Source organism: Collimonas fungivorans Ter331 (assembly GCF_000221045.1).
GTDB lineage: Bacteria > Pseudomonadota > Gammaproteobacteria > Burkholderiales > Burkholderiaceae_D > Collimonas > Collimonas fungivorans_A.
On record NC_015856.1, the window covers coordinates 1204357 to 1223762 of the forward strand.

Annotated in this window: 15 protein-coding genes; 7 read left to right on the forward strand and 8 right to left on the reverse strand. The window is 58.0% G+C overall.

All coding sequences use genetic code 11. The annotated features are described in order from the left end of the window. Window positions 1-61 precede the first annotated feature (61 nt). From CFU_RS05340 to ybiB, 5 genes are all read right to left on the reverse strand, one after another. Window positions 62-934: a Wzz/FepE/Etk N-terminal domain-containing protein gene (locus CFU_RS05340; protein WP_081466414.1), complete on the reverse strand. Its 873-nt coding sequence runs from the start codon at window positions 932-934 to the stop codon at window positions 62-64. A 78-nt stretch (window positions 935-1012) separates the two neighbouring features. After that, window positions 1013-2209 (reverse strand): NAD(P)/FAD-dependent oxidoreductase, encoded by a 1197-nt coding sequence (locus tag CFU_RS05345; RefSeq protein WP_014005015.1) that lies wholly within the window; start codon window positions 2207-2209, stop codon window positions 1013-1015. 27 nt (window positions 2210-2236) lie between these two features. Next, on the reverse strand, window positions 2237-3442 hold the full coding sequence (locus CFU_RS05350; protein ID WP_050808479.1) for a YbdK family carboxylate-amine ligase: 1206 nt from the start codon (window positions 3440-3442) through the stop codon (window positions 2237-2239). Window positions 3443-3446: 4 nt separating this feature from the next. Beyond that, window positions 3447-4661 carry a cation:proton antiporter gene (locus CFU_RS05355; RefSeq protein WP_014005017.1) on the reverse strand — a complete coding sequence of 405 codons (1215 nt, stop codon included), beginning with the start codon at window positions 4659-4661 and terminating at the stop codon, window positions 3447-3449. A 275-nt stretch (window positions 4662-4936) separates the two neighbouring features. Further along, window positions 4937-5962 (reverse strand): DNA-binding protein YbiB, encoded by a 1026-nt coding sequence (gene ybiB, locus CFU_RS05360; protein ID WP_014005018.1) that lies wholly within the window; start codon window positions 5960-5962, stop codon window positions 4937-4939. A gap of 171 nt (window positions 5963-6133) precedes the next feature. Here ybiB and CFU_RS05365 point away from each other — a divergent pair, with 171 nt between their 5' ends. From CFU_RS05365 to CFU_RS05380, 4 genes are all read left to right on the forward strand, one after another. Next, the gene (locus CFU_RS05365; RefSeq protein WP_041741351.1) at window positions 6134-6700 is read left to right on the forward strand and encodes a sigma-70 family RNA polymerase sigma factor; all 567 of its coding nucleotides are present in this window, start codon (window positions 6134-6136) and stop codon (window positions 6698-6700) included. Between the two features lie 114 nt (window positions 6701-6814). Next, window positions 6815-7006: a zf-HC2 domain-containing protein gene (locus CFU_RS05370; protein WP_014005020.1), complete on the forward strand. Its 192-nt coding sequence runs from the start codon at window positions 6815-6817 to the stop codon at window positions 7004-7006. Window positions 7007-7072: 66 nt separating this feature from the next. Then, window positions 7073-8104, forward strand: coding sequence for a tRNA (adenosine(37)-N6)-threonylcarbamoyltransferase complex transferase subunit TsaD (gene tsaD, locus CFU_RS05375; RefSeq protein WP_041741352.1), 1032 nt, complete (start codon window positions 7073-7075; stop codon window positions 8102-8104). Window positions 8105-8662: 558 nt separating this feature from the next. Next, window positions 8663-10138, forward strand: coding sequence for a DEAD/DEAH box helicase (locus tag CFU_RS05380; protein WP_041741353.1), 1476 nt, complete (start codon window positions 8663-8665; stop codon window positions 10136-10138). Here CFU_RS05380 and gluQRS read toward each other — a convergent pair whose 3' ends face one another. Further along, window positions 10139-11032 (reverse strand): tRNA glutamyl-Q(34) synthetase GluQRS, encoded by an 894-nt coding sequence (gene gluQRS, locus CFU_RS05385; protein WP_041741354.1) that lies wholly within the window; start codon window positions 11030-11032, stop codon window positions 10139-10141. Continuing rightward, the gene (locus CFU_RS05390; protein WP_014005024.1) at window positions 11025-11978 is read right to left on the reverse strand and encodes a LysR family transcriptional regulator; all 954 of its coding nucleotides are present in this window, start codon (window positions 11976-11978) and stop codon (window positions 11025-11027) included. The genes gluQRS and CFU_RS05390 overlap by 8 nt, the downstream gene beginning before the upstream one ends. Window positions 11979-12352: 374 nt before the next feature. Between CFU_RS05390 and CFU_RS05395 the strand changes: the two genes are divergently transcribed. After that, on the forward strand, window positions 12353-12928 hold the full coding sequence (locus tag CFU_RS05395) for a flavodoxin family protein (protein ID WP_014005025.1): 576 nt from the start codon (window positions 12353-12355) through the stop codon (window positions 12926-12928). Window positions 12929-13023: 95 nt separating this feature from the next. Here the strand turns inward: CFU_RS05395 and CFU_RS05400 are convergent, their stop codons facing one another. Next, window positions 13024-13902, reverse strand: a complete 879-nt coding sequence (locus tag CFU_RS05400; RefSeq protein ID WP_014005026.1) for a sulfurtransferase — start codon at window positions 13900-13902, stop codon at window positions 13024-13026. Between the two features lie 105 nt (window positions 13903-14007). Here CFU_RS05400 and dnaE point away from each other — a divergent pair, with 105 nt between their 5' ends. Both dnaE and msbA read left to right on the forward strand, forming a co-directional pair. Further along, window positions 14008-17475 carry a DNA polymerase III subunit alpha gene (gene dnaE / locus CFU_RS05405; RefSeq protein ID WP_041741355.1) on the forward strand — a complete coding sequence of 1156 codons (3468 nt, stop codon included), beginning with the start codon at window positions 14008-14010 and terminating at the stop codon, window positions 17473-17475. A gap of 120 nt (window positions 17476-17595) precedes the next feature. Next, the gene (gene msbA, locus CFU_RS05410; protein WP_014005028.1) at window positions 17596-19353 is read left to right on the forward strand and encodes a lipid A export permease/ATP-binding protein MsbA; all 1758 of its coding nucleotides are present in this window, start codon (window positions 17596-17598) and stop codon (window positions 19351-19353) included. Window positions 19354-19406: the final 53 nt, after the last annotated feature.

Sequence of the window (19406 nt, forward strand, 5' to 3'; positions counted from 1 at the left end):
AAGTGTTATCCCAGACTGCCGTCTAAACATTGCCGTTTATTTGCAACATTCCTGCATGTATCTAAGCTTTTGAAAGATTGCGATCCCGGAACATTGCCAGCGCGACACCGGCGATAGCGCCAATGATGAGGCCGCTCAGCAGGAGTATCGTAAGTTTTGGAAAAAACGGCCGTTCCGGTACAAAAATAGCGTCAACTATTTTTGTAGGGAAAGTATCAGTCTTGGTGCGCAAGTCTACTAACGTCGAGTGTTCGGTGGTCAGCCCCCGTATTAACTCCTCTTGCTTGGCCAACAAGTTAATGGCTACTACGCTTGGTTCAAATTTAGCGCCGGCCGATGTCATTGCCGCACTTTTGAGACTTGTCTCCAGTCGCGTTTTTTCGGCTATGGCTTGAGTCATTTGAAGGGCATTAACTTCAAGCCGGTTATCCAGATTTTTTATCATTGGCGCCAAAAGCAGCTCATGTGCATGAATCAGGGCCTGTAGTGCTGCAGTTAAGGAGGTTTTTGCCTCTTCTTGGGAAAAACCATCAACATTCACATCGACGAAATCGGTGGTTTTCCCCGGGGTCGCTTTAAGGGTCGCACGGAAAAGACGCGCGCGCCGATCACTGTTTTCATTCAAAGGAAGACCGGCGGCCTTTAATGCCTCGTCTTGCAGTTGGCGCTGCTTAAAGCGTTCAGCCGCTTGTGCCGTAGGTTCGATCAAAGTCGTTGGGCTCATTGGCAACTGACCAACCTGCAAGGTCGCTGATGCCTGCCATTTTGCCGGCAATGTCATCCAAAGGGCAGTCGCCACCAGCATGCCCACAACTATGCATACCGCCAGCATGATCCAATGGCGTTTTGCACTGTTCCAGATTGCTGAAAAATCAATTAATTCAACGTCTTCAGCCTGGGTAGAACTTGTGGTATTTGAGAAATTATTGGACATAAAAAAGTTTATTTAATTTATACGTTATTTATTTGGTGCATATTACCGCGACTGGACAATTGTTGTTCAATTTTCTTGCTAAATAGCAAATCCTGTCGCGGTTGCCGACGCCCAGGCCCATTGGAAATTGTAGCCGCCAAGCCAACCGGTGACATCAACTGCCTCACCGATAAAATACAGGCCGGTTGTCCGGTTGGACATCATGCTCTGCTGTGATAGTTCCCTGGTATCAATGCCGCCAAGCGTCACTTCGGCTTTGCGATAGCCTTCCGACCCATTTGGCTGGATCGCCCAGCGGTTGACGGCGTTGCCGAGTTCTCGCAGCACCCGGTCCGGGGTGTCTGCCAGGCGGGCGGCCGGGTCAAGCCGGTTGGCTTCGATGATGCCGTGCGCCAGCCGGGCCGGCAGCCATTGTGCGAATAGGTTGCCCAGGTTTTTCTTGATGGACGTTTTGCCGTCAAGCAGTGTCTGGGTGACATCAATATCAGGCAAAAGATTCAACTGCAGGGACGCACCGCTCTTCCAGAAGCTGGAAATCTGCAGGATTGCCGGCCCCGATAGGCCGCGGTGGGTGAACAGCAGGTCTTCCTTGAATTCGCCGCGGTTCTTCTTGTCGCCGGTTTCCACTTCCACCGGCAAGGCAATCCCGGCCAGCGGCAGGAACGGCTGCCAGGCGGCGGCGTCGAAGGTCAGCGGCACCAGGCCCGGCTGCGGTTCGATCATGCGCATGCCGAACTGGCGGGCGATGCGGTAGGCAAAGTCGGTGGCGCCGATTTTCGGGATCGACAGGCCGCCGGTGGCGATGACGACATTGCTTGCCAATATTTCCCCGGCGCTGCTGTCGATCCGGAACAGGTCGCCGCTCTTGCCTATGTCAGCTACGCTGCAAGGCATGCGCCAGCTGACGTTGCCGAGCTCGCACTCGGCTTTCAGCATGGCGATGATCTGCTCCGAGGAGTCGTCGCAAAACAGCTGTCCCTTGTGTTTTTCGTGATAAGCGATACGGTAGCGTTTCACCAGGCTGAGGAAATCCTGCGGGGTGTAGCGCGACAGGGCGCTTTTGCAGAAATGCGGATTCTGCGACAGGAAATTCTGCGGGCCGGCGTTGATATTGGTGAAGTTGCAGCGGCCGCCGCCTGAAATGCGGATTTTTTCCGCCAGCTTGGTCGCGTGATCGATCAGGACAACCTTTTTCCCGCGTTGACCAGCCACCGCGGCGCACATCATGCCCGCAGCGCCGGCGCCGATGACGGCGACATCAAATTGTTTTTGCATCGATCTTTAGTAATTGGAAATTGAAAACTATTGGAAGTACGGTGGCGGCTCCTGCCCCATCCACAGTTCCGAAGACAGCCGCATCATGTCATTGAGCGAACCGCGCTCGGTAAACGTCTGCCGCAGCCAGGCGGCATCGCTAAGGCGATCTTCGGCCAGATGCCGCAAGCGCTTGATGGTCAGTTGCTCGGCTTCGTTCTGAGTATACCGCTGTAAATCCTGCAGGTGGTCCAGCAGATGCTGGTAGATAGGCAGTTTCGACGAGGTGGCCGGGGTGCTGCCGTGCAACGCCATGGAGCCGTTCAGGCCGTAGCGGCTGGCTTCGAAGCGGTTGTACTGGTACAGCAGGTAAAAGTCGTTGGTGATGACAAACGGTCTTTCGGTCAGGATCCAGCGCGCCAGCAATTGCGCGTAGCACCCCAGGTGCGCAGCATGTTCGATCGTCAGGGGCGTGTCGCAGACGCGGATTTCCACGGTGCCGTATTCCGGCTTGGGCCGGATGTCCCAGTAAAAATCCTTCATGCTGGCGACGATTCCCATGCGCAGCAGTTCATCGTAATACGATTCGAAATCGCTCCAGCGAGTCAGCGTGGGTGCGGTTCCCGACAATGGAAACGCGCGCACCACGTTGCTGCGCGAGGATTCGAACCTGGTGTCCGCGCCTTGATAAAACGGCGAGGCGGCCGACAGTGCAATGAAATGCGGCACAAAACGCGAGAACGCGTGGGTCAGGTAGAGGGCGTCGTCGCCGTTCGGCACGCCGATATGGATATGCTGGCCGAAAACGGTGAAGGTCTTGGCCAGGTAGCCGTATTTTTCATGCAGGTGAAAGAAGCGTTCGCTAGGCGTGATCCGTTGTTCGTTCCAGTGCTGGAAAGGATGGGCGCCGCCGCCGGAGACGTCGATGTTCAGGTATTGCGCTCCGCGGTTCAGCGCGGCGCGCAAGCCTTTCAGCTCCTCGATCAGGTGATCGACCCGGGTGTGCACGTCGGAATTCAATTCGATCATGCCCTGCGTCATTTCCAGCTTGATCTGTTTTTGCAGGTCGCGCGGTTCGATCCAGGTCAGCAGGTCAACCGCATCGCTGGCCAGGTTGTAGTTGCGGCGGTTCACCAGCTGCAGTTCCAGTTCGATGCCCATCGTAAACGGGGTGGAACTGGTAAACGGCAGGATCTCCGCCGCCGCAGCGCCCGCACCGGCTTGTGCACTGTTGTCTTGGGTATTTTCGCTCATAGCATCATCCTTGTTCGCGTCCGCTCTCACCTGATTTGATCAGGGCAAACTGGGTTGCTATCGGCCCCAGCAGTTCAAGGACGATCAGGCAGCCGGCCAGCAATGGCAGGACTTCAGCGGTGGTGTTGGGGTAGAGATAGGCGGTGGTTTGCATCAATCCCAGTCCGGCCTCGGTCATGGGCAAGGTTCCCAGGGTGATCAGCGCCGCCTGTTTCCATTTCATCTTGGCAAAGTGCGCAAACGAAAAGACGCCGCAGGCCATGGCCAGAAAACGCGCCGCGATGAGTACCGCGACCGAGGCGCCGACCATCGACAGGTCGGACAAGCGGATCGAAGCGCCTATCGTGACAAACAGCATCACGATGAACAGCTCGTTGGCGACGCCGAACTCCAGTTCCATCAGATCGTACTGGTGGTCAAGATTCTTCGACATGATGGCGAAGATCAGCATGGTGAGCAGTATCGGCAGCTGCAGTGCATGCGCGGCGCCGATCGCCAGGGTGATGACGGCGATCACCAGCACAAACTGGCGGCTCGGCTGGCGGCCGAGCAGGCGCGCCAACGGGATCATCAGGCGATAGGTAAGATACGCCAGCACCAGCGAACCGCACAGCGAATACAGGGTATGTGCCAGCAGCGTGCTGAAGGGCGTGGCGCTTTCATGGGCGACGACGGGCAGCAGAGCATACGCCGCCAACAGGGCGACAAAATTGTTCAGCGCCGTCATGGCAGCCAGGCGGCGCGTCACCTGGCCTTCCGCCTGCAGTTCGCGCACCACCACCATGACCACGGCCGGCGCGGTAGCGATGGCCAGCACGCCGCCCAGCAATGCCGGCACGCGCGCAGTGCCAAACCAGATCAAGGCGCCGCTGACGAAGGTGAAACATAATACGGCGCTGAGGACAACCGTCGCCAGCAGCCATTTTTCGCGGCGCAGCCAGCCGATGTCGACGTAGCGGCCTAGCTGGTATACCACCAGCGCCATCGCCATATCGGCAAAGATATTCGCCAGCTTGAGCACGTCGCCTGACAACAGGTCGAGTCCGCCCACGCCAAGCAGGAAACCGACTATCAGATAACCGGTGATGCGTGGAAACCAGGGGTTTTTCGTTACTATATGGCCGCCCACTAGCCCGAACAGCAGCAAGCTGCCGAACAGTAACAGCGCATTCCATTGGATGGGCTGTGCTAGCGCAAAGGGCGGAAGAGTCCAATCCATGGATCCTCCAGAAAGTTAGTCTTGCAGCAAAAAACAAGCTGGACAAGATGCCGTACAGGCAGATGAATGGGTAATGCTGAAATACGTGACTTGCTGCGCACTCTCCTTGATTATATTTGTGTTGCGCTATCGGATCTGCTTAAGGTCTTGCCTAAGGATAGGGTGCAATTCCCTATGGCAATGTTTTGACGACTGCCACATAGTACATGCATCCGGCTTTTAACTTGAATCAGTCTGGTTTGTTCACTGCCGCAAAAATTAGTTCCATTAGGAAATTACGGTTGCTTATCGACAGCGGCAGGATTGTATTGCAGATGCAGGGCTCGGCAAACCGCCAGGCACTGTTCGACTTGTTCGGCTATCGGCTTTGGAACCAGCTCTTTTTGCGCCAGCGCCTGCCGTATCCAGCTTGCGGTGGTGGCGGCGTCGCGTTGCTCGGGCAGGGTAGGCGGGGTAGACATATTGTCGGCGATACTTTGTTTCTCCACCAGCGTGGTTTGCTCGCCACCGTGCAGCCAGTCGATTTTTTGCGCCTTCCTGGCGTTGGCCACCGTTTCGCCTTCCGTGCCGCGCATCAAAAACACGTCGCCGCGTTCAGCCGCGGCGGCGGTCGTGAAATAGGCCGTCAGCATGGTCAGATACTCGGGATGCGTGTATGAGCTCAGGCGCAAGGCCGGCGCCACAAACGGCTGCATGATCTTGACCAGGGTGTGGGTGGAGTTGCGCACCCCGAGAATCCGCCGCATGGCGAGCAGTCTTGCCATTTTGGGAGCAAGGGCATCGATCGGCATGAAGGCCGGCAAGCGCTGCGTGAAACATTGCTGCGCCTGTTCGATGCTGTTGCAGGCCGGCTGGCCCAGCGCCTGGAAAATTTCGGCGCTGGTGATGCGGCCCGGGTCTGTCGACACCCCGTGCAGCAATACCGGTACGCCTTCGCGCGCCAGCAGCATGGCCAGCAACGGCGTCAGGTTGGCCATGTGGCGCGCGCCGTTGTAGCTGGGGATGACAACCGGTGCGTAGGCCCAGGAACTGTTGCCGGCATTGTCGGGCAGCGGTATTTGTGTAAACGACGCTTCCGCCGCCTGCAGGAAACCGTCGATTTCTTCTACCGATTCACCCTTGATGCGCATCGCCAGCAGGATGCCCCCCATTTCCAGGTCGGAAACGCGGCCGTCCAGCATGGCGGCATATAAGTCGTGGGCATCGTTGCGTGACAGGCTGCGTGCGCCGTCCTTCCCGCGCCCGATCTCCTTGATGAAGCGGGCAGCTGGGAACGGTTCGCTAGGCGGAAAATTATTCATTTGTGGATATTATCGATCTGAGTTTGCAAGCAAGGGATGAGGTGGGCTTATCCGCAGCGATTTTACTTTACCAGCCTTAGTCCTTGGTCATCGGGTAAAATCGTCGCCAATCGACCAGCTCGTCCACCGGATTGGCTGAGCCTGTCCTTGTTTTTTCTTATCTGGGTTTATATGGCATTTGATCCTGGCCAGCTCGAAACACTGCGGCCGCAGCTGATACGGTTCGCTGCGCTGCAGTTGCGCAATGACGCCCTGGCCGAAGATGCTGTCTCGGAAACTATACTTGCGGTGCTGGAGCATCCTGACCGTTTCCAGGAACAGTCCTCGTTCAAGACCTATGTCATCGGCATCCTCAAGCACAAATTGCTGGACCAGCTGCGGCGCGGCAAGCGCGAAGTGCAGCTGAATATCGACGAAGATGCGGACCGCAGCGACGCCGACATGATCGACGCCTTGTTCACGTCGAAAGGACATGCGGTAGAAGCCGCGCCCAGCTGGGGCAATCCCGACCAGGCGCTGGAGCGCAAGGAGTTTTTCGATATCCTGCAATTATGCATCGACAAGCTGCCTGCCAAAACTGGGCGCATTTTCATGATGCGGGAATGGCTGGAACTGGATACGGAGGCGATTTGCAAGGAACTGGAAATTACCGCCGCCAATGCCTGGGTGCTGCTGTACCGGGCGCGCGCCCGGTTGCGCGAATGTTTGCAGCTAAACTGGTTCGGCACGCAGGCTTGAATCAGCGGCTTTCATACACAATGTAAGATAATTCCAGTTTTATTGTAAGTATTGCATCCGTGATGCGACTAACCATGAATACCGAAATATCCGCCCAGCCAGTTACTTTATTTTATGCCATATAAGCGCCTGATCCCACATTGCCGCGATACCCAGCAACTCCTGTCGCAGGCGCAGGACAGCAATCTGCCGCCGCTGACCCGGGCGCGGGTGCGTGTGCACCTGTGGACCTGCACGGCTTGCACCCGGTTTTCGCAGCAGCTGGCTTTCATGCGGCAGGCGATGCAGCAGCTGGGCAAGGATTAACCTCTGGCTGCAAAAAAAGGAGGGCTTTCCTTTACAATGCGCCATTCCTTACCTATTGCCCTACCCATGATTGTTCTCGGCGTTGAATCTTCCTGTGACGAAACCGGCCTCGCGCTCTACGATACCGAGCGCGGCTTGCTGGCGCACGCCCTCTATTCGCAAGTGGCGATGCATGAACAATACGGCGGCGTGGTGCCGGAGCTGGCTTCGCGCGACCATATCCGGCGCGCCATTCCTTTACTGCAACAGGTATTGGCTGAAAGCGGCATCGCGCGGCAAGACATCGACGCCATCGCCTATACCCAGGGACCGGGGCTGGCGGGAGCGCTGCTGGTAGGCGCGTCGGTTGCCTGCGGCCTCGGTCTGGCGCTGGACAAGCCGATGCTGGGTGTGCATCACCTGGAAGGACATTTGTTGTCGCCGCTGCTGGCCAGCGATCCCCCCAGCTTTCCGTTTGTCGCCTTGCTGGTGTCGGGTGGCCATACCCAGCTGATGCGGGTCGACGGCGTCGGCCAATACAGTTTGCTGGGCGAAACGCTGGACGACGCCGCCGGCGAAGCGTTCGACAAATCGGCCAAGCTGCTTGGACTCGGTTATCCCGGCGGACCGGCGATTTCGCGCCTGGCCGAATTCGGCGACCCTTCGGTATACCAGTTGCCGCGGCCCATGCTGCATTCGAAAAACCTGGATTTCAGCTTCTCTGGCCTGAAAACGGCAGTGTTGACCCTTGTCAAAAAGCATACGACCAATATCTGCGAACAAGACAAGGCCAATATCGCCCGCGCCTTCGTCGATGCGCTGGTTGAGGTGCTGCTGGCTAAATGCCTGGCTGCGCTGAAACAGACCGGCCTCAAGCGCCTGGTGATCGCCGGCGGAGTAGGCGCCAACCAGCAATTGCGTAGCGCCCTCAATGCGGCGGCGGAGAAGCGGCGCTTCAGGGTGTATTACCCGGAACTGGAGTTTTGCACCGATAATGGCGCCATGATTGCCTTTGCCGGCGCGATGCGCTTGCAAATCAATCCGCAGGCGGCGCAGCGTAGCTATGCGTTCAATGTACGGCCGCGCTGGCCGCTGAATGAAGTAGAGCTCATTTCATAAATATTCGTGAGTGCGAACGCGGCTATTTGGGAGGTAGTGCAAGGCGCGTCGCGCAGCCAAGGGTGGGTTCCCTTGGCAAGCGGCGCAACGCAGCAATACGCCCAAATAGCCCGTTCCCGAAGGGTTCTTGCCAGAAGAGGCGCTGGCCGCGTTGCACTCCTTGCCGATAGCACCGCTATCGGACGCGTCGCGCGCCTTGCCAGCGCCTCTTCTGGCAAGAACGCATCTCACGAATATTTATGAAATGAGCTCTGGGTATCTGAGCAAATTCCCGGCTAGGCGTATAATGCGCGACTGTGGTACAAAACATGTCGGCAATGATGTCAAAGTGGTAACCCGGCTTGCAGTGCCTGTTATGGCACTTCCACAATCATTTGGTTCGCATGGTGGCGCTGTGGCTTGCCTTGGCAAGCACTGGTCGTCAGCAATGGGCCGACACGAAATTCACGATTCAATTGAGAGCAAATAGTGCCTTTGTTTGAGTGCATCCTGCACCAAAGGCCGCCAACTACCATGTCCGATATTCAACCTGAGATTCAGTCCGAGATTCAGTCTGAGATGCAAGCTGATCCAGCAGTGCCAACCACACCCACCGTCCGTTTCGCAGATTTCGGGCTGTCCCCGGATATCCTGCGGGCATTGAACGATCAGGGTTATGTCCATCCCACGCCGATCCAGGCGGAAGCCATCCCGGTGGTGCTGCAGGGACGCGACGTGATGGGGGCGGCGCAAACGGGAACCGGCAAGACAGCCGGTTTTTCCTTGCCTATCATCCAGCTGCTGCTGGCGCATGCCAATACCAGCGCCTCGCCGGCGCGGCATCCGGTGCGCGCCCTGATCCTGACGCCGACGCGTGAACTGGCCGACCAGGTCGCGGAAAACGTCAAAGCCTATTGTCGGCATACCCCCCTGCGTTCGACCGTGGTGTTCGGCGGCGTCGATATCGCGCCGCAAACCGCAGCCTTGCGTTCCGGCATCGAGATCGTGATTGCGACGCCGGGCCGCCTGCTGGACCACGTGCAGCAAAAGACCCTGAACCTGTCGCAGACGCAAATCCTGGTGATGGACGAAGCCGACCGCATGCTGGACATGGGTTTCCTGCCAGACCTGCAGCGCATCATCAACCTGTTGCCGAAAGAGCGGCAGAACCTGATGTTCTCCGCCACGTTCTCGGGCGAGATCAAGAAGCTGGCGGCGACTTTCCTCAAGAACCCGGTGACGATCGAAGTGGCGCGCAGCAACGCCACCGCCGACAACGTGACGCAGACCATGTACCACGTCAATGAGCAGACCAAGGCTGAGGCGGTGTCGTACATCATCCGCGAACGCAACCTGAAGCAGGTCATCGTTTTCTCGAATACCAAGATCGGCGCATCGAAACTGGCCCGTCACCTGGAAAACGAAGGCGTCAACGCCTCGGCGATCCATGGCGACAAGACGCAAAATGAGCGCATGGCGGCGCTGGAAGCATTCAAGCGGGGCGAAATCGAAGTGCTGGTGGCAACTGACGTCGCCGCGCGCGGCCTGGATATCGCCGAACTGCCGTGCGTGATCAATTTTGATTTGCCGTACAACGCAGAAGACTATGTGCACCGTATCGGCCGCACCGGCCGCGCCGGCGCTTCCGGCGATGCGATTTCCCTATATGCCGACAAGGACGAACGCTTGCTGGTCGACATCGAAAAGATGATCAAGTACAAGTTCGTGCGCGCCGAGCTGACCGGATTTGTCGCCAAGCCCGCAAGCGCCGAACGCGAGCGTTCTTCCGGACGCGGCGCCGATGCGCGCAACGGCCGTGGCGAACGTGGCGAGGGGCGCGCCCCTGCGTCCGACCGCAGCACGCAGCATACACGCAGCGCCTACACTTCGACGCCGACTTCGCGCAAGGAAAAGGTCGATCCGTGGTTCCTCAAGCCTTACGAACCGACGCTGGCAGCCGAGGTGGACACCTCCAGCGTAGCGCCGGCAGGCGGCTCGATCAAGCCGTCGAAGGTGAAGCTGGCCGCCTTGCTGGGCGGACTGCCAAAGAACTGATCAACCGCGGCGGTTCGTTTCCAGATTCGCCCAGGCAGTGGTAGCCAGCGGCCAGAATGCCGCTACGCTGTCGACCTGTCCGATATCCAGGCCCAGGAACCATGCCGCCTTGCTGAGCGCGTGCAGCGGTTGCTTGAGGTCGATAGCTTGCGCGCCGTTCTGCTTGGACAGTTTTTCACCGTCAGCGTTGGTGATCACCGGAACATGCAGGTATTGCGGCGTCGCCAGTTTCAACTGGCGCTGCAGGTAAATCTGGCGCGCGGTCGAGTCCAGCAAGTCCGCGCCTCGCACCACGTGGGTAACACCCTGGTCGGCATCGTCGACCACCACGGCCAGCTGGTAAGCCCAGAAACCATCCGCCCGCTTCAGCACAAAATCCCCGACTTCTATCGCCAGGTGCTGCTGTACGCGGCCCAGCCAGCGATCGTCAAAAATAATCAGTTCATCGACATGCCCTGGATCCGGTACGCGCAGGCGGTAAGCGCGGGCCGGCTTGCCGACCGGCAGGCCGGTGCGGCAGGTGCCGGGATAAACCGCGGCGCCGTCGGCAGCCACGCAGATGCGGGAATCGACGATTTCGCGGCGGGTGCAGCCGCAAGGGTAGGCCAGCCGCCCGAGGCAATCGAAGGCAGCTTCATAGAGCGCGGTGCGGCGGCTTTGAAACACCACCTCGCCATCCCAGTGCATGCCGAGCAGGTCCAGGTCGGCCAGGATGGATTCTGCCGCACCCGCTGCGGTACGCGCTTCGTCCACGTCTTCCATGCGCAGCAGCCAGCGTCCACGGTTGGCCTTGGCGTCGAGATAACTGGCCATCGCCGCCACCAGCGATCCGGCATGCAGAGGTCCGGTGGGCGAGGGGGCGAAGCGGCCGATGTAGCTTGCTTGATTAGACATTGCTGATCGATTCATGATGATGCGGCGCCGGCGAGCCGAGCAGGGTGTGCTGGACCACGGGTTCGCTGAGTTGCGTGATGAACCATTTAAGGGATTTTCCCACGACTGGCGTGCGCCAGGCGATTTGCGTCTTGTCGATGGGTTTGGCCTCGATGGTTTGCTTTTCGATCAATGCGCCTGAGGCAAAATAAGGGGCGGCCAGCCAGCGCGGCAAATGGCCGCAGCCGAGGCCGCGGAGCTGGGCCTGCAGCTTGGCAGCGATGGAAGGCACGGTCAGAATGTCCTGTCCGCTCAACAAGCCTGAAGTAATGCCGGGCAAGCTGCGGCCGGTGTCGCCGACGGCCACCGCCCGGTATTGCTGTATCAGGCTGGCGGTGAGCGGTTCCGGCGCATTCGCCAGCGGGTGGCCGGGAGCGACTGCGAAAGCCCATTCAATCATGCCCAGCTGGCGGGTCTGGAAGCCGCCGCTCATGCGGATGCTGTCCGGGCCGCCGTGCGGCGCGCCGATCGCCAGGTCGGCGCGATCCGACAACAAGGCTTCCCACACGCCCGACAATGTCTCATGCGAAATGCGCAGCCGGGTGCCGGCATTTTCACGATCGAAAGCCTCGATCAGCGGCAGCAGGCTGTCGAACGGGATGATGCTGTCGAGGACGATGCGCAGTTCCACTTCCCAGCCGGTCGCCGCGCGCTTGACGCGCCGTTCCAGTTCTTGCGCCGCCAGCAGCAGGTGCCGGCCCTCGGTCAGCAGCTCCTGGCCGGCGCTGGTCAGCTTGGCGCGATGGCCGCGGCGGTCGAACAGCAGCACGTCCAGGTCCTCTTCCAGCTTGCGCACGCTGTAGGTGAGCGCCGACGGCACCCGATCCAGTTCGACCGCCGCCGCAGCAAAGCTGCCTTTGCGAGCAATCGCATCGAGAACTTGCAAAGCTTCCAGGGTCAGGTTCATTGCTGCGTGACGAGTAGATGTATGTTGTTAAAATTTCATTCAGATAATTTGAATGATATATCGGAATTTAGCATCTGTCTTCTGCCCTTTCCCAAGGCTATAGTGCCAAGTAATCCAGTGGATTCATATAGCGCATTCCTATAGTGAAATAAATTTTCGAATATATCAGGTCGCACTCCACCTCAATGCAGGCTAGCTATGATGGCTTGACTGTGGATTCTGTTTTTCGTTCGTCGCTGTTCGTCGCTTATTGTGAGCCACGACAAGGCAGCGGACCTGATTATTGCTGTCTTATTATTGCTGTTTATGCTGTCTGACATTGTGTTGCTTGTTATTTATTTTCAATCGGATTCTTACGCCAAAAGGGCATTGCCATGACTAAAGTTGCTATTGTTTATCACTCCGGCTACGGCCATACCAAAAAACAGGCAGAAGCCGTGCATGCCGGGGTGCTGCGGGCGGAGGGCGCTACGCCTGAACTGATCGCCATTGACGCCGAAGGCAATCTCGGCGACGCAGCCTGGGCATCGCTGGAAGCGGCCGACGCCATCATCTTCGGCACGCCGACATACATGGGCACCGTTTCCTGGCAGTTCAAGAAGTTTGCCGATACTTCGTCGAAGCAATGGTTTGGCCAGAAATGGAAGGACAAGGTGGCTGCCGGTTTTACCAATTCGGCGACGATGAATGGCGACAAGGGCACCACCATGAGCTATCTGATCACATTTGCGATGCAGCACAGCATGGTCTGGGTCGGCACGGGTTTGATGCCGGCGAACAGCAAGGCTGCACAGCGTAACGATGTAAACTTCGTCGGCGGCTTCTCCGGCGCCCTGGCGCAGAGCCCGTCGGATTCTTCGCCGGAAGAAGGTCCTGCGGCAGGCGATCTTGAAACCGCCAAGCAGTTTGGCAAGCGTGTTGCCGAGACCGCGCAGAAATTCAAGAAGTAAGTGTCTTGCAGGAGGGCGAACCAAGTTCGCCCCAGAAAGTAAAAAAGCCCGCTTGCAATCCAAGCGGGCTTTTTTGCTGGTCCAGGCCGTTGCGTTTAGTACGCGCCGCTGGCTTCTGTTGGCGCCGCTACGGCTTCCGGCTGGCAATGCGGGCAGGATTTGCCGGCCACGTATTGCGGCGACAGCTGCTGGCGCGGCGTTACCACGGCGCGGCAAGCGTAGCATTGCACGGTGGCGGTTTCCTGCAGTTGCGGATTGAGCGCGGTGCGATAGTCGAACACGAAACAGTCACCGTCGTAATGAGCGCCGCCGCATTCTTCGAAATACTTGAGGATTCCGCCTTCCAGCTGGTAGACGCTGTCGTAGCCGATATTCTGCATGTGGATTGCAGCCTTCTCGCAGCGGATGCCGCCGGTACAGAAAGTGACAACGGTCTTGTCGGCCAGTTCGTCCTTGTGCGCAGCGATCACCGCCGGGAATTCGCTGAATTTCTCGATGCGGTAATCAATCGTGTTTTCAAAGGTGCCGACGTCGACTTCAAATGCGTTGCGTGTATCCAGCATGACCACCGGCCGGCCGTTGTCGTCGTAACCCTGGTCCAGCCAGCGCTTTAGCGTCTGCGCCTGCACCGCCGGGGCGCGGCCCAGTTCCGGCTTGATCAAAGGGTGTTTCATCGTGATGATTTCCGCCTTCAGCTTGACCAGCATGCGGGTGAAAGGCTGTTTTTCGGAATAACTTTCCTTCACTTCCAGGTCCGCGAAGCGCTCGTCTGCGCGCAGCCAGGCCAGGAACTGGTCGATTTGCTCGCGCATGCCGGCCAGGAACAGGTTGATTCCCTCCGGAGTAAGCAAAATCGTGCCTTTTAGTTGCAATTGTTTGCAAATTGCAAGAAATTCCGGACGCTTTTGCTCTGCGTCTATGAAAGTGATGAATTTATAGGCCGCGATATTGACGTAAGGATGGCTGGACTGCATGATGTATTTCTCGGTAAGTCGTTGATTTATCAGTATTATAAACGCCGGCCGCAGGAATGCCCAATTTTGCCCTTGGAGGCAGGGCCTCAGGGTAAAATACCGGCCATGACGACACCGCAATTTATCCATCTCCGCCTCCATTCCGAGTATTCCATTGTCGACGGCCTGGTACGCATCGACGATGTCGTGAAAGCCGCTGCCGGCGACAAGCAGGCAGCACTTGGCATCTCCGACCTCGCCAACCTGTTCGGCATGGTCAAATTCTATAAGGCTGCGCGCGGCAAGGGCATCAAGCCGATCATCGGCTGCGATGTCTGGATCACCAATGACGACGACCGCGACAAGCCGTCGCGCTTGCTGCTGCTGGTCAAGAACCGCCGCGGTTATTTGCAGCTGTGTGAACTGTTGTCCCGGGCCTGGCTGGAAAACCTGCATCGCGGCCGCGCGGAAATCCGCGCCGAATGGCTGGCCGAACTGACGCAACAGAATGGCGGCAACGGGCTGATTGCCTTGTCTGGCGCCCATTTCGGCGACATCGGCATTGCCATTGACAATGGCAATACAGGATTGGCGGAGCGTTGCATCGAGCGGTGGGCGGCGATTTTCCCGGACAATTTCTATGTCGAGATCCAGCGCGCCGACCAGCCCAACATGGAAGCACATGTGCGCCAGGCGGTGGCGCTGGCTGCCAAATTCGGCGTGCCAGTGGTGGCTACCCATCCGATCCAGTTCCTGGATAAAGAAGAATTCATTGCGCATGAAGCGCGCACCTGTATCGCCGAAGGCGAAATGCTGGCCAATGCGCGCCGCGTGCGCCGTTTCAACGACCAGCAATCGTTCAAGACCCAGGCCGAAATGGCCGAGCTGTTCGCCGACATGCCGGCCGCGCTGCAAAACTCCATTGAAATCGCCAAGCGCTGCAACCTGACGCTGCAATTGGGCAAGCCGCAATTGCCGGATTTCCCGACGCCGGACGGCATGACCATTGGCGATTTCCTGATACAGCAATCGCAGGAAGGCCTGGAGCTGCGCCTGCTGCATTTGTTCCCGGATCAAGCGAAGCGCGAACAGCAGCGCCAGCGCTACCAGGACCGGCTGAAATTCGAAACCGACACCATCATCAAGATGGGTTTCCCCGGCTACTTCCTGATCGTTGCCGAGTTTATCCGCTGGGCCAAGCAGAATGGCGTTCCGGTCGGACCGGGACGGGGTTCGGGGGCCGGTTCGCTGGTCGCATATTCACTGCAGATCACTGACCTCGATCCGCTCAAATACAATCTGCTGTTCGAACGTTTCCTGAATCCTGAGCGCGTATCGATGCCCGACTTCGATATCGACTTTTGCCAGGAAGGGCGCGACCGCGTCATCCAGCACGTCAAGGATTTGTACGGCAAGGATGCGGTATCGCAGATTGCCACCTTCGGCACCATGGCGGCGAAGGGCGCGATCCGCGACGTCGGCCGGGTGCTTGATTTTGGCTACAATTTTTGCGACGGCATCTCCAAGCTGATTCCGTTCAAGCCGGGCAAGCACGTCACGATTGCCGACGCCATCCAGGAAGAGCCGATGCTGGCCGAACGCCTGGAGAACGAGGAAGAGGTCAAGCAGCTGCTCAACCTGGCGCAGCAAGTCGAAGGCATCGCGCGCAACATCGGCATGCATGCCGGCGGCGTGCTGATCGCACCCGGCAAGCTGACCGATTTCTGCCCGCTGTATACACAGGGCGGCGATGCCGGCGTGGTGTCGCAGTACGATAAAGACGACGTCGAAGCCGTCGGCCTGGTCAAGTTCGACTTTTTGGGTTTGACCACGCTGACGATCCTTGATCGCGCGGTGCGCTACATCAAGCAGCTCGATCCGGCCATGGCCGACTTCAGCCTGGAAAAACTGCCGCTCAACGACCGGCCATCGTATGAATTGCTGACCGCCGCTAAAACAGTGGCCGTGTTCCAGCTTGAAAGCCGCGGCATGCAAGGCATGCTGAAAGATGCGCGGCCCGACCGCTTCGAAGACATTATCGCGCTGGTGGCGTTGTACCGGCCGGGTCCGATGGACCTGATCCCCGATTTCTGCAAACGCAAGCACGGCGAACGCTTCGACTATCCCGACCCGCGTACTGAAGGCATCTTGTCGGAAACCTATGGCATCATGGTGTATCAGGAGCAGGTGATGCAGATGGCGCAGGTGGTCGGCGGTTACTCGCTCGGCGGCGCGGATTTGCTGCGGCGGGCGATGGGTAAGAAAAAAGCGGAAGAGATGGCGGAGCATCGCCAGATTTTCCGCGACGGCGCCGCCAAGGACGGTTTGACCGAAGCCAAGGCCGATGAGATTTTCGACTTGATGGAAAAGTTCGCGGGCTACGGCTTCAACAAGTCGCATGCCGCCGCTTACGCGTTGCTGTCTTATCACACCGCTTACCTGAAAGCACATCACCCCGCCGCGTTCATGGCAGCCAACTTGTCGCTGGCGATGGACGACACGGAAAAGATCAAGATCCTGGTGGAAGATTCGCTGGTGGTGTGCAAGCTGACCTTGCTGCCGCCGGACATCAATCTGTCGGATTACCGTTTCACGCCGGAAGGCGAGCCGGGCAAGAAGGCGACGTTCATCCGTTACGGCCTCGGTGCGGTAAAAGGTTCGGGACAGAACGCGATTGAAGCCATCATCGCCGCCCGCCAGGAAAAACCTTTCGTCGACCTGTTCGATTTCTGCCTGCGGGTGGACAAGCGCCAGATCAACCGCCGCACCATCGAGTCGCTGATACGCGCCGGTGCATTCGATTGTTTCAAGGTCGACCGCGGGATCCTGCTGGCTTCGGTGCCGCGCGCGATGGAAGCTGCTGACCAGAAACTGGCATCTGCCAACCAGGTGAGCCTGTTTGGCGGCGACGACAGCGATCTTGAAGCGCCGATCGAATACGTGCAGGCGGCGCCATGGACCGACAAGCAAAAACTGACGGAAGAAAAAAGCGCGCTTGGCTTCTATCTGTCAGGCCATCTGTTCCATGCCTATGCCGCCGAAGCGCGCCGCTTCGCGCGCACTCCGCTCGGCAGCCTGGAACCGTCGCGCGAACCGCGCGTCCTGGCGGGCATCATCTCCGGCTTGCGGGCGCAAATGACGCAGCGTGGAAAAATGATGATCGTGACGCTGGACGACGGCAGCGCGACTGTCGACGTCACTGTCTATAACGAACAGTTTGAACCGAACAAGGCGTTTTTCAAGGAAGACGAATTCCTGGTGGTGCATGGCAAGGTTTCGGAAGATCGTTTCAACGGCGGTTTGCGGGTGTCGGCGGAGAAGGTGATGGATATTGCCACTGCACGGATTCAGTACGGCCGTCAGATCGTGTTGTCCCTGTCCTCGCCGGCGCAGAAAATCGATGCGACGCAGCTGAAGGACATGCTGTCCTCGCATCGTTCCGGCAACGGTTTGCCGATGACGCTGCGCTACACCGGCGACGGCGTAGCTTGCGAAATACTGCTGGGCGATGAATGGAGAGTGTCTCCCAGTGATGGCTTGCAGTTGGCCCTCGTAGAAAAAGTCGGGAAAGAAGCGGTCGCAGTGGAGTACTAAGGCGCCGCTTGCCGCGTTTTGCCGATTGGCTCCGCATCCTCATATTACTTAACTCTACTTTCGGAGAAAAAATTCTCTCATGATAGTAAAGTGCAAAAAGAACTTAAAGCAGACTGACTTATGAGCGCATTCTCCTATACAACCATTTTCAAGCGCCTTGCGCTATTGCATCGGCCATACAAAAAGAGATTGACCCTGGGTCTGCTTGGAATGGTTGTGACTGCGGCAACCGAGCCGCTGGTGGCTTACATCTTCAAAATCCTGCTGGATAACGGTTTTGTGCAAAAACCTACCTTTCCGCTGTGGCTGGTGCCGATAGCCGTGATTGGCGCATTCGTCGCCCGCGGCGCCTCGACATTTTTGACAACCTACATGACCAACTGGGTGTCTACCCGCGTACTGACGACATTGCGGCAGCAAATGTTCAATCGCATCTTGAACGTGTCGATTGATTTCCACGCCACCCATACCGTGGGGCGCGTAATCAATTCGATCATGTTCGAGGTACAGCAAATCATAGAAATGATCAGCAAGCTGTTTACGTCGATCGTGCGTTGCGTGCTGACAGTTGCCGGTTTGTTGGGCTACATGCTGTTCATCAGCTGGAAATTGACGATTGTGGCCCTGGTGCTGATGCCGTTGATGATGCTGGTGGTGCGCACTACCGCCAAGCGCCTGAAAAAGCTGAATAAGGATTCGCTCGACGTCAACGCCCAGTTGACCCAGGTAATCGAAGAAACCGCGCGCGCCCAGCAGGTCATCAAAGTGTTTGGCGGTGAGACTTACGAGAGGCAGCGCTTCGCGGAATCGGCCGAACATATACGTCATTACAGCATGCGCATGACCAGCACCTTTGCCGCCACCGTGCCGGTCACGCAAATCATGATGGCTTGTGCGATGTCGGCAATGATCACGATGGGGCTGGTGCAGGCAAGTCACGGCCAGCTGACCGCAGGCGATTTCGTGTCATTCCTGGCGGCGATGATCGCCCTGCAAGTCCCTCTCAAACAGCTGGCCGAAGTGAACGGCCCGCTGCAGCGCGGCATGGCCGCGGCAGAAGCGGTGTTTAAGCTGATCGATAGTCCGATCGAACGCACCGGCGGCATACAGCTGGACAAACGCGCAAACGGGAAAATCGAATTTTCCAACGTCGGTTTTTCATATCCGGGCCAGGAAAAGCCAGCGTTAAAAGGCATCAACCTGAGCGTCAAGCCTGGTGAAACCATCGCCTTCGTGGGCATGTCGGGCGGCGGAAAATCGACCCTGGTGAACTTGATTCCCGGATTTTATTCGACGACTGAGGGCCGCATCCTGCTGGATGACTTGCCTATCGAGGACATATCCTTGAATAGCCTGCGGGCCCAGATAGCCATGGTCAGCCAGAATGTTGTGCTGTTCAACGATACTATCGCTGCCAATATCGCCTATGGCGACAGCGCGCCAGACCGGGTACGGATTGAAGCCGCCGCCAAGGCCGCTTATCTGGCCGAGATGATCGCTGCTTTGCCTGACGGTTACGAAACGCAGATCGGCGACAACGGTTCACGCCTGTCCGGCGGCCAGCGCCAGCGGCTGGCAATGGCGCGCGCTATCTACAAGGACGCTCCTATCCTGATCCTGGATGAAGCGACTTCGGCGCTGGACACCGAGTCGGAACGGGCAGTGCAGGCAGCGCTCGATCAGCTGATGCAGGGCCGCACCACCTTCGTGATTGCGCACAGGCTCTCGACTATCGAGCGCGCCAGCCGCATTGTGGTGCTCTCGAACGGCAGCATTGTTGAAATCGGTAGCCACGATGAATTGCTGAGCAAGCGGGGCGCATACGCAAATTTATATCATCTCCAGTTTTCCAAGGACGCGGTGAATGTAGAGATGTAATGTGTGCGGTCTCAGGCTGATTGCCTGAGACCGCCGGTCTGCTCCCGCTGAAA